Below are 13,175 nucleotides of genomic sequence, written 5' to 3'. Positions count from 1 at the left end.
AGGGTTGCGTGGACTACAGCTGGCGCTGGTGCAAGGCGTCCCGGATTTCGGTCAGCAGGGCGATCTGCGGATCCTCGGCTGCCTCTTCCTTGACGTCCGGTGTGATGCCGAGGCGGCGGTTGCGCCGTTCGATCATGTGGTTCATGGGCACAACGACAACGAAGTAGATGGCGGCAGCGACCAGGAGGAAGTTGACGATCGCCGTCAGCAGCACGCCGAACTTGATGTCATTGCCGTTCAGGGTCACCACGGCGAAGCTGTCGAAGTTGGGCGAACCCACCAGTCCCGCGATGAACGGCATGAGGACGCTCTGGACCAGTGCCGTGACCACGGCGCCGAACGCGGCGCCGATGACGACTGCGACGGCAAGGTCCACGACGTTGCCCTTGAGAATAAAGTTCTTGAATCCTGTCAGCATGCCCCCAAGCTATCCCAGCGCCGTGAACAGGACGTGACGGCCGGGTTATATCGGCGGGCTGGCGGCGGGACGTCCGCCCCGGGGTCCTACCGCAGAATCAACATAAGAAGCAACGGGCCGGCCGCCGCGCACAGGAGCACTATCACGACCAACCCGCGGGTTATCTGACTCCGGCGGTAGCGGAGGAAGGCCGAAGCTGCGGGTGCCAGGGGAGGCCGAGGCCGCCGCTCGTATTCCAACGCCTCGTTTTCATAGTCCGTGCCTTCCAGCACTGCGTCCTGACGCAACAACAAGTGCATGCGTTCCTTCGTCTCAGGGGTCATTTGTCGTATCCCTGGCCGGGACATGCCCGGGCCGTCAAGCGAGCTGAGCGTCCGCATCCCCTGCAGGAGCGCCAGTGCTGCCTTGACGGGGTCAGCTTCCAAAAATGTGCGTGTGGTCCAGGCAACCTTGGCGCGTTCGAGGGGGAACTTCAGCTCGACATCCCTGCCGTCCTTCCGAACCACGAGGACCACGCGCTGGCCGTGACCGCGCTTGGGCTGGCGGCCGCGGACAGGCGGTTCCGCGAAAATCTGGCGCACATGCAGCCAGTGAAATGCTGCGACTACAGACGGCTGGGTGTTGCCTCCAAGCAGCAATGCTCCTTCCTCGTCGAAGCAGACTGTGAACAGTCGTGGCAGGCCTGCCGTCGCCGAGCGGTCAAACAGGCCGGGGCGAAGAACACGCAGGGCCCGGAGGAATTCCCTGTCCCGCCGGCCCTGCAGCACCGTGTAGCGGGTCAGCTCGCGGGCCACCTGGAAAAACCCGCTGACCCGAAGCTCCAGCCAGGACGAGATTCCCATGGCGATCAGGCTTCCGCCCAGGGCGGCGGTAAGGACAAATACAAAAAGTCCGGTCCACCCGGCGCTTCCGGGTCCTGCCAGTAGTTCCCCCAACGCCGGCCAGGCCATCCAAAGGTAAAGGCCGACAAAGGCGAGCGGACAGGCAACCCACGCCGCGGCGCTTAGCCGTCGGATGACGAGGTTGGATTCCCGGCGGGAAATGTGTTTCTCGAAGGCGTCTCCGGCCGTCGCGGGATTGCGCGCAGTCGGCGGGATAGCGACGTCAAAACTTCCCTTCCCGCCGTCGTCGAGCTCCGATAGATCGGGTCGGCGACGCTGACGCCGCTCCGAGGTGCCGCTGCCGACGTGCCCGGCGTGGAAACTTCCAGTGTCGACGTCGGGCAGGGATCCGGCCACCGCGGCAACGTCCACCTTGGCGAGCTCCGCCCGAAGTTTCTCCGGATCCAGCTCGGCCGGTGATATCCCATACTCGGCCAGCCGTCCGTTGGCGGCCAGGGCCGCGAGCTTGGCAAGGGAGGGGTCGGTCTTCAAGATCCAGCGGGCGAAGGCGGCCGTCATGAAGTGGCAGTCGTCCACGGCATCCGCGTGAGCGTCCAATCCTGCGTAACCCATCCGGGGCGTGATGTGGGCCGATGTTTGGCTGAACTGCAGGTCTGCCAAAGACACTGAAATGTGCAGCAGTGAAACTATGCCGCGGGCACCGAATCGGGCGACGCCGTGTTCCGCCAGACTGTCTTCTGGGCCGAGGCCGAGGATGGCTTTGACGCCGTTCAAGCACCGGTGGTACATGCTGCTGCCATGAGCGAGCCGGACGTCCCGCAACATCAGCAGGTCCAGCAGTGACGCCTCGATGGCGTGCGCGGAGCGCGGAGAGCTGTACGGGCCGTGGGTCTGCGAACACACTCGGACGAGGAACCTGGCCACGCCTGGTTCGCCCGACTGCCCCCGGCCCTGGGGTCCCGCGGTTGCGGGGCTGTCCGGCCGGGCGAGGTCCTTTTCCAGGGCCCGGAGGGTGCGGAGCCTGAGCTGCGGCAGGAATTCGAGCGCAGCGCTGAGTTCGGCTGCCAGCTCCGCGTCGGGGCCACTTCCGCCCAGCCGCTCATCGGCATGCGCCCGTGCGGCGATACGCCCCACGATGGCGTCGATTTCGTCGCGCGCGCGGCCGTCCGCGGTGTCCCCCATGCGGACAATGTACACGGCCTGAGGCGGAGCCCACCGCGGGCTTGCATCCGCGCGGCGCAGTCCTACAAGTAACCCGGTGCCGGTTCCAGCCCGAAGTACTCCTCGAGGGTCGCGATGCCCCGTCTGTTCATCTGGCCCGCCGTCTCCACACCGACGTAGCGCAGGTGCCAGGGTTCGTAGTAATAGCCGGTGATCTCATGGAACATCCACGGGTAGCGCACCACGAAGCCGAACAGGTGGGCGTTGGCCTTGACCCAGACCGCTGCCGGTTGATTGGCGAACGCGGGGGTGAAGCTGTCCCGGCCGCTGCCGTCGCCGATGTCGAAGGACCAGCCGGTCTGGTGCTCCGAATAGCCGGGCCGTGCGGAGGCGGTGTCCGCCGCGGCCTGCCCCTCCGCGTTCACCCACCGGTTGTAGGTGGCGATCTGGGTGTTGAAGGAGCGGTAGCCGCTGGCGAGGGTGATGACGACGCCAGCCGAAGCGGCCGCCGCGAACATCTTCTCCGCCGCGGCCGCCGTCGTGCTGTTGAGCAGGGCCGACTCACCGGAGGTGGCCAGGCGCACCCGCGGCTGGACCAGATCGGCCGGTACATAGCCTGCGGGGGAGAGCGGCCGGTGCTTGTTCACGACCACCCAGGGGCTCGCCGGGTCGGTGAGCGAATGCTTGGCTGCAGGCGCGGCAGCGGATGGCTCCGCGGCCGGCGGCGTGTCTGCCGGCACTGTCGCGGCGGGACTGTCCGGCAGGGGCTCAGCGGAGGGCTCAGCGGAGGGCTCGGCGGAGGCCGAAGCCGTCGCGGTGGTATCCGCCGTCGTCGTTGCCAAGGACGGGGAGGCCGTGGCGGACGCCGTCGGACGGGCCTCTCCCGGGGAGCAGGCGCTCAGGGCTGCAAGGCCCGAGCCGGCCAGCAGCAGGCGGCTGAAGGCCCGCCGGCTGGGCGGGTCGGGGACGGCCTCCGGCGCGGCCGGATGCTCAGCGGACCCGTCGTAGCACACCTGTGCTAGACCTTGCGGAGCAGCATGCGGCGGATGGAGTGGTCGGCGTCCTTGGTGAGGACCAGCTGCGCGCGGCCGCGGGTGGGGAGGACGTTTTCCTCGAGGTTCGGTTCGTTGATGCGCTTCCAGATCTCGCGGGCAGTCTCCTCCGCCTCGGCATCCGAGAGCGTGGCGTAGCGGTGGAAGTAGGACTCGGGCTGCGCGAAGGCCGTGGTCCGGAGTTTGCGGAAGCGGTCCACGTACCACTCCTCTATGTAGGACGTTTTGGCATCAACATAGATGGAAAAGTCGAAGAAGTCACTCAGCGCCAGTCCCTGCCGGCCGTCGTGCCGCGGCCGGGCCGGCGCCAGGACGTTCAGGCCCTCGACGATCAGCACGTCGGGGCGGCGCACCACCACTTCCTTGCCCGGGACGATGTCATAGGTCACGTGGGAGTACCAGGGCGCCCGGACTTCCTCGGCGCCGCCCTTGATCTCGCTCACAAAGCGGAGCAGGGCGCGGCGGTCATAGGACTCGGGGAAGCCCTTGCGCTCCAGCAGCTGGCGCCGCTTGAGTTCGGCCAGCGGATACAGGAAGCCGTCGGTGGTGATGAGCTCAACATTGGGGGTGCCGGGCCAGCGGCGGAGCATCTCGCGGAGCACCCGGGCGATGGTCGACTTGCCCACGGCCACCGAACCGGCGACGCCGATCACAAACGGGGTGCGCTGGGTCTGCTCGCCCAGGAAGGTGGTGGTTGCCGCATGAAGCTGGCCTGCCGCCTCGACATACAGGTGCAGCAGCCGGGACAGCGGGAGGTAGACCTCGCGGACTTCCTTCATGTCCAGGGGATCGCCGAGGCCGCGGAGACGGAGTACGTCCTCCTCGTTGAGGGGCTGCTCCATCTGGGCAGCGAGCCGGGACCAGGTCTGGCGGTCCAGCTCCACGAACGGGGAGACGCCGTCGCCGTTCGCTTCATTGCGTTGCAAAGTCACTATAGAGATTCTGCCCTCCGCCGGGCCGAGAGCGAAATGGACCGACCTGTCCGTGCAGCAGGCGCGCCCCGCCCTGGGCCTCGGACGGCGTGTAATGGGCGCTGGTCCTACGTCCTCTGTCCGGGAAACCCGCTAGGCTTGGGTCCATGTGTGGAATCGTTGGATATGTGGGCCACTCCGCTGGCCGGGTAAATACTGGACACAATGCCCTGGACGTTGTCCTTGAGGGACTGCGGCGACTGGAGTACCGGGGCTACGACTCCGCAGGCATCGCCGTCGTGGCTGACGGAACCATTTCGTCCCGCAAGAAGTCGGGCAAACTGAGCAACCTGATCGCCGAACTCGAGGCCAGCCCGCTCCCGGATTCGCTGACCGGCATCGGTCACACGCGCTGGGCGACCCACGGTGGCCCGACCGACCTGAACGCCCACCCGCATCTCGCGGATGAGGGCAAGCTGGCCGTGATCCACAACGGCATCATCGAAAACTTTGCCGAGCTCAAGCTGGAGCTCGTGCGCAAGGGCGTGGACTTCAAGTCCGAGACCGACACCGAGGTCGCCGCCGCGCTGCTGGGCGACATCTACCGGAACCAGGTCCACGGCTCGTCCAAGGGCGACCTGACCAAAGCCATGCAGCTTGCCTGCCAGCGCCTCGAAGGCGCCTTCACCCTTCTCGCTATCCACGCGGACCAGCCCGACGTCGTCGTGGCGGCCCGCCGCAATTCCCCGCTCGTCGTCGGCCTCGGCGACGGCGAGAACTTCCTCGGCTCCGACGTCTCCGGCTTCATCGACTACACCCGCCGCGCGGTCGAACTCGGCCAGGACCAGATCGTCACCATCACCGCCGACACCGTCGAGATCACGGACTTCTACGGCGCCCCGGCCGAAGGCAAGGAATACCACGTCGACTGGGACCCGGCCTCGGCGGAAAAGGGCGGCTTCCCGTCCTTCATGGAGAAGGAAATCCACGACCAGCCGGACGCCGTGCTGCAGACTCTGCTGGGCCGCTCCGACGTCAACGGCCGGCTGACCCTCGATGAGCTCCGGGTTGATCCGGAACTGCTCAAGCATGTGGACAAGATCATCGTCCTGGCGTGCGGAACCTCCGCCTACGCCGGACAGGTCGCCAAGTACGCGATCGAGCACTGGTGCCGGATCCCCACCGAGGTGGAGCTCTCGCACGAATTCCGCTACCGCGACCCGATCGTGGACGAGAACACCCTGATCGTCTCGATCTCCCAGTCCGGCGAGACCATGGACACGCTGATGGCCGTCCGCTACGCCAAGGAACAGGGCGCGAAGACGGTCTCGATCTGCAACACCAACGGTTCCACGATCCCGCGCGAATCCGACGCCGTGCTCTACACCCACGCAGGCCCGGAAATCGCCGTCGCCTCCACCAAGGCCTTCCTGGCGCAGATCACCGCCGCCTACCTCCTGGGCCTCTACCTGGCCCAGCTGCGCGGCAACAAGTTCCAGGGCGAGATCAAGGACATCCTCGCGGACCTCAACAAGATCCCGGCCAAGATCCAGCGGATCCTCGACAACGAGGCCCAGATCAAGGAGCTCGGCCAGTCCATGGCCGACGCCAAGTCAGTGCTGTTCCTGGGCCGCCACGTCGGCTTCCCGGTCGCGATGGAGGGCGCGCTCAAGCTCAAGGAGCTCGCCTACATCCACGCCGAGGGCTTCGCCGCGGGTGAGCTCAAGCACGGCCCGATCGCGCTGATCGAAGAGGGCCAGCCGGTCTTCGTAGTGGTTCCCTCGCCCCGGGGCCGCGACTCGCTGCACGCCAAGGTCGTCTCCAACATCCAGGAAGTCCGAGCCCGCGGCGCCAAGACGATTGTCATCGCGGAAGAAGGCGACGAGGCCGTCAAGGCCTACGCCGAGCACGTCTTCTACATCCCGGAGACCCCCACGCTGCTGGCCCCGCTGCTCAGCACCGTGCCGCTGCAGATTTTCGCCCTCGCCCTGGCATCCGCCAAGGGTTACGACGTGGACCAGCCTCGCAACCTGGCCAAAAGCGTGACCGTAGAATAACGCCATGATTGTTGGCATTGGCGTAGACGTCGTAGACATTGAACGGTTCGGCCGGCAGCTGGAGCGCACCCCCGGGTTGCGCGACAGGCTGTTCGTCCCCGCGGAGCGGGAACTGAACACCCGCTCCCTGGCGGCCCGGTTCGCCGCCAAGGAGGCCGTGGCCAAGGTCCTCGGCGCCCCGGCCGGCATGAACTGGCAGGACTGCTGGATCGGGCTGGACCAGAACGGTCCCACCGTCCAGGTCAAGGGCACCGTGCTGGCCGTGGCCGAGTCGAAAGGCGTCAAACGCTGGCACCTGTCCATGAGCCACGACGGCGGCATCGCCACGGCGACCGTCATCGCCGAAGGCTGAGCGTCACCAGCGACGAACCACGCCGCACTTCCCCCAGCGACTGCACCGCGAACGGACTGAAACGATGATCAGCGCCTACACCGGAACCCAGATTAGAGAGGCTGAACAGCCTTTTCTTATCTCCGGTGCGGGCGCTGTTCTCATGCAGCGGGCCGCCCACGGGCTGGCCAACGCGGTGGTCCGCGAACTGCGCGCCCGCGGGGAGCGCCTCTACGGCGCCAGCGTCACCGTGCTCGCCGGCAAGGGCAACAACGGCGGGGACGGCCTGTTCGCGGCCGCCATGCTGGCCGGCCGCGGCATGCGGACGACGGCGGTGCTCACCGCCGGGGAGGCGCACCCGGAAGGGCTTCGGGCCTTCGAAAAGGCCGGCGGCCGGGTGATCCGACTGACCCACGGGAACGTCGCCGATGCGTCGGCAGCCGCCACGGCGTCCGGCGTCGTCCTCGACGCGGTCCTCGGCACCGGCGCGCAGGGCGGGCTCCGCGGCCCGGCCGCGGAGCTGACCGAGGCGCTGGAACGCGCCCGGCCAGGGCTCGTGGTGGCCTGCGACATCCCCAGCGGGGTGGACGCCGACACCGGGGAAGCCCATCCCCCCGTGCTCCGCGCGGAGCTGACCGTGACGTTCGGCGCTGCCAAGGCCGGGCTGCTGGCCGATCCCGGGGCAGACTACGCCGGGCGGGTGCAGGTGATCCCGATCGGGATCGAGACTGCCCTGCCGGACCCGGCGCTGCGCCGGCTGCAGTCCGCGGACCTCGCCGCACTCCTGCCCCACCCCCAGCGGCGCTCCCACAAGTACTCCCGCGGCGTCCTCGGCGTCGTGGCCGGCTCGCAGCAGTACCCCGGCGCCGCGGTGCTGGCCTGCCGCGGCGCGCTGGCCGCCGGGGTGGGCATGGTGCGTTACCTCGGCCCCCCGGACGTCGCCGACCTCGTCCGCCGGTCCTGCCCGGAAGTCGTGTGCAGCTCCGGCAACGCCGCGGACGCCCACGTCCAGGCCTGGCTGCTGGGACCGGGGATCGACGAGCAGGCCCACGAGCAGCTCGAACGCGTGGCCGACGCCGCGGCCACCGGGCTTCCCGTCGTGGCCGACGCCGGGGCACTGCCTGCCCTGCACCGGACCCTCGCCCCGCACTTCGTGCTGACACCGCACGCCGGCGAGCTGGAAACCCTGCTGGCCCGCTACGGTGCCGCCCCCGGACGCCCCGGAGTGGAGGGCGCCACGCTCGCTGCCGCCCGGCGGGCTAGCGAACTGACCGGGGCTACGGTCCTGCTCAAAGGCGCCACGACGCTCGTGGCCGCTCCCTCGGGAGCCGTCTTCAGCCAGGCCGACGCGACCCCGTGGCTGGCAACGGCCGGCAGCGGGGACGTGCTGGCCGGCATCCTGGGGGCCCTGCTCGCGCAGCTGGCCGGAGCCCCCGGCACGTTCACTTCCCTCGGGATCCGCGCCGATGACCGCTGGGCCGGCATTGCGGCGCTGGCCGCCAGCGTCCACGGCCGGGCCGGAAGCCTCGCCTCGGACGGCGGGCCGGTGACGGCGTCGGACGTCGCGCAATCCGTGCGGGAGGTCATCGCCAAGCTGTAACAAACGCGCACACCGAGTGCGCCGAGTCAATTAGTAAACCTACTTACAAGTAGGCTGTCTAGAGAATTTTTTGTCTGTCTAGAGAATTTTCGCCACGCACGAGGAGTACACATGGAAGTCTGGCCCGGAACGGCATACCCGCTGGGAGCCACCTTTGACGGCACCGGCACCAACTTTGCCCTGTTCAGCGAACGCGCGGAACGGGTGGAGCTTTGTATCCTTGCTGATGATTTGTCTGAGACGCGCATTGAGCTGACCGAGGTGGACGGCTATGTGTGGCACTGCTACCTGCCGCACATCCAGCCCGGCCAGAAGTACGGCTACCGTGTCCACGGCCCGTACGAGCCCGAGAACGGCAACCGCTTCAATCCGAACAAGCTGCTGATGGACCCCTACGCCAAGGCCGTCCAGGGCCAGATCGACTGGGACCCGGCGCTGTTCACCTACGAATTCGGCGACCCCGATTCCCGCAACGACAGCGACTCGGCGCCGCACACCATGCACGGCGTGGTCATCAACCCGTTCTTCGAATGGGACGGCGACCGCCAGCTCCGCATCCCCTATCACGAATCGGTCATCTACGAGGCCCACGTCAAGGGCCTGACCGAGCTCCACCCGGAGGTCCCCGAAGACCAGCGCGGCACGTACGCCGGAGTGTCGCACCCGGCGGTGATTGACCACCTGAAGAAGCTCGGCGTCACCGCGATCGAGCTCATGCCCGTGCACCAGTTCGTCAACGACGGCACGCTGGAGGAGAAGGGCCTCACCAACTACTGGGGCTACAACACCATCGGCTTCTTCGCCCCGCAGAACACCTACAGCTCCTCCGGCGACGTCGGGCACCAGGTCCAGGAATTCAAGGCCATGGTCCGCGAGCTGCACAAGGCCGGCATCGAAGTAATCCTGGACGTGGTCTACAACCACACCGCGGAAGGCAACCACCTCGGCCCCACCCTGTCCTTCAAGGGCATCGACAACCAGGCCTACTACCGCCTCGTCGACGACGACCTGAAGCACTACATGGACTACACCGGCACCGGAAACTCCCTCAACGTCCGGCACCCGCACTCCCTCCAGCTGCTGATGGACTCCCTGCGCTACTGGGTGACGGAAATGCACGTCGACGGCTTCCGCTTCGACCTCGCCTCCACGCTCGCCCGCGAGTTCTACGACGTCGACAAGCTCTCCACCTTCTTCGAACTCATCCAGCAGGACCCGATCGTTTCCCAGGTCAAGCTCATCGCCGAACCCTGGGACATCGGCCCGGGCGGCTACCAGGTGGGCAACTTCCCGCCGCAGTGGACCGAGTGGAACGGCAAATACCGCGATACGGTCCGCGACTTCTGGCGCGGCGAGCCGTCCACCCTGGGCGAGTTCGCGTCCCGCCTGACCGGCTCCGCGGACCTCTACGAAAGTTCGGCGCGGCGCCCGGTCGCCTCGATCAACTTCGTCACCGCCCACGACGGCTTCACCATGCGCGACCTGGTGTCCTACAACGAGAAGCATAACGACGCCAACGGCGAGGGCAACAACGACGGCGAATCCCACAACCGGTCCTGGAACTGCGGCGCAGAGGGTGACACCGACGACGACCGCGTGCTGACCCTCCGGGCCCGCCAGCAGCGCAACTTCATCGCCACCCTGCTGCTCTCGCAGGGCGTCCCGATGCTCCTGCACGGCGACGAGCTCGGCCGCACGCAGCAGGGCAACAACAACACCTACTGCCAGGACTCCGAGCTGAGCTGGATCCACTGGGACGCGATGGACCAGCCCCTGGTGGAGTTCACCGCCGTCGTCAACAAGATCCGCCACGACCACCCGACGTTCCGGCGCAGCCGGTTCTTCGACGGCCGCCCGGTCCGCCGCGGTGAGGGCGAGAAGCTGCCGGACATCGTCTGGCTGAAAACGGACGGCACCGAAATGCTCCCGGAGGACTGGGACAGCGGCTTCGGCCGGACCATCGGTGTGTTCTACAACGGGCACGGCATCCAGGAGCAGGACTCCCGCGGCCGCCGGATCACCGACGACAGCTTCCTGCTCGCTTTCAACGCCCACGACGACGACGTGGACTTTGAGCTGCCGGCCGAGGAATACTCCAAGTTCTGGGACGTCCTGGTGGACACCGCGGATCAGGCCGACACCGCGGAACCGCTCAAGGCCGGCTCGGTGATAGGGCTCGCTGCCAAGTCGATGGTGGTGCTCCGCGCGCACTCCGGCCCCGAGGTGGAAGTGGACTACTCCGCCGCCGCGTCGCTGGCTGTGATGGCCGAGCACGAGGAAGAGGGTTCGGCAGCGGCTGCCGCCGAGCTCGAGGCTGCCGCCGCCGAGGAGGCCGCCGCCGCCGAGGCTGCCGCCGCCGAGGAGGCCGCTGCCGCCAAGGCCGCCGCCGCAAAGGCCAAGGCACCGTCGGCCAAGGGGGCCGCCCGGAAGAAGCCGGCCGGGAAGCCGAAGGATTCGAAGGGGCCCGCCAAATGAGGACCCCGGTTTCCACCTACCGGCTTCAGATCCGGCCCGGCTTCACCCTCCAGGATGCTGCCGAGACCGTGCCCTACCTGAAGTCGCTCGGCGTGGACTGGATCTACCTCTCGCCGATCCTGACCGCGGAGCAGGGCTCGGACCACGGCTATGACGTGACCGACCCCTCCGCGATCGACCCCGACCGGGGCGGCGCTGAGGGACTGGCCGCCGCGTCGCGGGCTGCGCGGGAAGCCGGGATGGGAGTGCTCGTCGACATCGTGCCCAACCATGTCGGCGTCGCGACCCCCGTGCAGAACCCGTGGTGGTGGTCCCTGCTCAAGGAGGGACAGCAGTCCCGCTACGCCCCGGCGTTCGACGTCGACTGGGACTTCGGCGGCGGCCGGATCCGGATCCCCGTGCTGGGATCGGACGCCGACGTCGAGGCGCTGGAAGTCAAGGACGGGGAGCTGCGGTACTACGACCACCGCTTCCCGCTGGCCGAGGGCAGCTATACCGAAGGGGACGACCCCCGCGAGGTCCACGACCGGCAGCACTACGAGCTGGTCGGCTGGCGCCGGGCCGACAACGAGCTGAACTACCGCAGGTTCTTCGCCGTCAACAGCCTGGCCGGCATCCGGGTCGAGATCCCGGAGGTCTTCGACGAGGCCCACGCCGAGATCGTGCGCTGGTTCCGCGACGGGCTGGTCGACGGCGTGCGGATCGACCACCCGGACGGCCTGGCCGATCCGGAGGGCTACCTGCGCCGGCTCCGCGAGGTCACGGGCGGCAGCTACCTGCTGATCGAGAAGATCCTGGAACCGGGGGAGGTGCTCCCGGCGGGCTTCGACTGCGAGGGGACCACCGGCTACGACGCCCTCGCGGACGTGGACCGGCTTTTCGTCGACCCCGCCGGGCAGGACACCCTCGACGCGCTCGACACCGAGCTGCGCGGCGGCCAGGCGGCGGACTACGAGGAGATGATCCGGGGCACCAAGCGCCGGATCACCGACGGGATCCTCCACTCCGAGATGCTCCGGCTGGCCCGGCTGGTGCCGTCCGGAACTGGTCTCACGGTTGAAGCGGCCGCCGATGCCCTGTCCGAAATCATTGCCGCCTTCCCGGTGTACCGCAGCTACCTGCCCGAGGGCGCGGATGTCCTGAAGGAGGCGTGCGAACTTGCCGTCCGCCGCCGGCCTGAGCTGGCCGACGCCGTCGGGCTGCTGCTGCCGCTGCTCCTCGACGCCGGCCCGGAGCCGGACGCCGAGCTGGGACGCCGCTTCCAGCAGACCTCCGGCATGGTTATGGCCAAGGGCGTGGAGGACACCGCGTTCTTCCGCTACACGCGGCTGGGCACCCTGACGGAAGTCGGGGCCGATCCCACCGAGTTCTCGGTCGACCCCGACGAGTTCCACCACCGGATGGCCCGGCGGCAGGCCGAGCTTCCGCTGTCCATGACGACGCTGAGCACGCACGACACCAAGCGCAGCGAGGACACCCGGGCCCGGATCTCCGTGCTCGCGGAGATGGCCTCCCAGTGGCGGGCCGCCCTGGCCCGGCTGCAGGAACTGGCGCCGCTGCCCGACGGGCCGCTCGCCAACCTGCTGTGGCAGGCCATCGCCGGCGTCTGGCCCGCGGACCGGGACCGGCTGCAGTCCTACGCGCAGAAGGCGGCCCGGGAGGCCGGCAACTCGACCGACTGGCTGGACCCGGATGCCGAATTCGAGGAGAAGCTGGCCGCCGCCGTCGACGCGGCCTTCGACAACGCCGACGTCCGGGCGGAACTGGAGTCCTTCGTGGACCTCCTGGCGCCGTACGGGGCCGTCAACTCGCTGGGCGCCAAACTGGTGCAGCTGACCATGCCCGGGGTCCCGGACGTGTATCAGGGCACCGAGTTCTGGGACCGTTCGCTGACGGATCCGGACAATCGGCGGCCGTTCGACTACGGTGCGCGGCGCACGGCCCTGGCCGCGCTCGAGGCCGGCGAACGCCCGGCGTCGTACACCGATGACGCGGCGAAACTCCTGGTCACCTCGCGGGCGTTGCGCCTGCGCCGCGACCGCCCGGAGCTGTTCACGGGCTACCGCCCCGTGGCGGCAACCGGCTCGGCCGCCGGGCACCTGGTCGGCTTCGACCGGGTCGGCGCCGCAGGCACCGGGGCCGTCACGCTCGCGACCCGGCTGCCCCGCGGACTGGAGCAGCAGGGCGGCTGGCGGGACACCGCCATCCAGCTGGACGGCGCCATGACCGACGAACTGACGGGCGCCACCTTCGGCCCGGGCGCCGTGGAGGTGGCCGCCATCCTGGCCAGCTACCCGGTTGCCCTGCTGGTCCCCGCCAAGCACTGAT

At 68.4% G+C, this 13,175-nt stretch carries 9 protein-coding genes; 5 read left to right on the top strand and 4 right to left on the bottom strand.

Annotated elements, in window-relative coordinates; all coding sequences use genetic code 11:
* Nucleotides 1-13: 13 nt before the first annotated feature.
* The 4 genes from mscL to coaA all read right to left on the bottom strand — a co-directional run bounded on the left by mscL (nucleotide 14) and on the right by coaA (nucleotide 4,405).
* Nucleotides 14-418 (bottom strand): large conductance mechanosensitive channel protein MscL, encoded by a 405-nt coding sequence (gene mscL / locus J2W14_RS07265; RefSeq protein ID WP_307460457.1) that lies wholly within the window; start codon nucleotides 416-418, stop codon nucleotides 14-16.
* Nucleotides 419-504: 86 nt separating this feature from the next.
* Entirely contained in the window at nucleotides 505-2,442 is a 1,938-nt protein-coding gene (locus tag J2W14_RS07260; RefSeq protein ID WP_307460455.1) for a hypothetical protein, read from the bottom strand.
* Between the two features lie 62 nt (nucleotides 2,443-2,504).
* The gene (locus J2W14_RS07255) at nucleotides 2,505-3,434 is read right to left on the bottom strand and encodes a M15 family metallopeptidase (RefSeq protein WP_307460453.1); all 930 of its coding nucleotides are present in this window, start codon (nucleotides 3,432-3,434) and stop codon (nucleotides 2,505-2,507) included.
* Between the two features lie 5 nt (nucleotides 3,435-3,439).
* Entirely contained in the window at nucleotides 3,440-4,405 is a 966-nt protein-coding gene (gene coaA, locus J2W14_RS07250; RefSeq protein WP_307460450.1) for a type I pantothenate kinase, read from the bottom strand.
* A gap of 146 nt (nucleotides 4,406-4,551) precedes the next feature.
* On the opposite strand from coaA, the gene glmS reads away from it, so the two are divergent.
* The 5 genes from glmS (at nucleotide 4,552) to treY (ending at nucleotide 13,174) form a co-directional block, all read left to right on the top strand.
* A complete protein-coding gene (gene glmS, locus J2W14_RS07245; RefSeq protein WP_307460448.1) occupies nucleotides 4,552-6,441 on the top strand; it encodes a glutamine--fructose-6-phosphate transaminase (isomerizing) in 1,890 nt (629 codons plus the stop codon).
* A 4-nt stretch (nucleotides 6,442-6,445) separates the two neighbouring features.
* A complete protein-coding gene (locus J2W14_RS07240; protein ID WP_024366340.1) occupies nucleotides 6,446-6,793 on the top strand; it encodes a holo-ACP synthase in 348 nt (115 codons plus the stop codon).
* A 64-nt stretch (nucleotides 6,794-6,857) separates the two neighbouring features.
* Nucleotides 6,858-8,372 carry an NAD(P)H-hydrate epimerase gene (locus J2W14_RS07235; protein WP_307460444.1) on the top strand — a complete coding sequence of 505 codons (1,515 nt, stop codon included), beginning with the start codon at nucleotides 6,858-6,860 and terminating at the stop codon, nucleotides 8,370-8,372.
* Between the two features lie 111 nt (nucleotides 8,373-8,483).
* Nucleotides 8,484-10,847 carry a glycogen debranching protein GlgX gene (glgX, locus tag J2W14_RS07230; RefSeq protein WP_307460442.1) on the top strand — a complete coding sequence of 788 codons (2,364 nt, stop codon included), beginning with the start codon at nucleotides 8,484-8,486 and terminating at the stop codon, nucleotides 10,845-10,847.
* Nucleotides 10,844-13,174 (top strand): malto-oligosyltrehalose synthase, encoded by a 2,331-nt coding sequence (gene treY / locus J2W14_RS07225; RefSeq protein WP_307460438.1) that lies wholly within the window; start codon nucleotides 10,844-10,846, stop codon nucleotides 13,172-13,174. The genes glgX and treY overlap by 4 nt, the downstream gene beginning before the upstream one ends.
* The last annotated feature ends 1 nt before the right edge of the window (nucleotide 13,175 follow it).

It is taken from the genome of Pseudarthrobacter oxydans (assembly GCF_030812335.1).
GTDB lineage: Bacteria > Actinomycetota > Actinomycetes > Actinomycetales > Micrococcaceae > Arthrobacter > Arthrobacter oxydans_B.
The sequence above is the reverse complement of the archived record's forward strand: the minus strand, read 5'-3'. Positions and strand labels throughout refer to the sequence as shown.

What these genes read in the sequence shown, in the direction of transcription:
- mscL (WP_307460457.1), bottom strand. Translation starts at nt 418, where the DNA reads ATGCTGACAGGATTCAAGAACTTTATTCTCAAGGGCAACGTCGTGGAC.
- J2W14_RS07260 (WP_307460455.1), bottom strand. Translation starts at nt 2,442, where the DNA reads ATGGGGGACACCGCGGACGGCCGCGCGCGCGACGAAATCGACGCCATC.
- glmS (WP_307460448.1), top strand. Translation starts at nt 4,552, where the DNA reads ATGTGTGGAATCGTTGGATATGTGGGCCACTCCGCTGGCCGGGTAAAT.
- J2W14_RS07240 (WP_024366340.1), top strand. Translation starts at nt 6,446, where the DNA reads ATGATTGTTGGCATTGGCGTAGACGTCGTAGACATTGAACGGTTCGGC.
- J2W14_RS07235 (WP_307460444.1), top strand. Translation starts at nt 6,858, where the DNA reads ATGATCAGCGCCTACACCGGAACCCAGATTAGAGAGGCTGAACAGCCT.
- glgX (WP_307460442.1), top strand. Translation starts at nt 8,484, where the DNA reads ATGGAAGTCTGGCCCGGAACGGCATACCCGCTGGGAGCCACCTTTGAC.
- treY (WP_307460438.1), top strand. Translation starts at nt 10,844, where the DNA reads ATGAGGACCCCGGTTTCCACCTACCGGCTTCAGATCCGGCCCGGCTTC.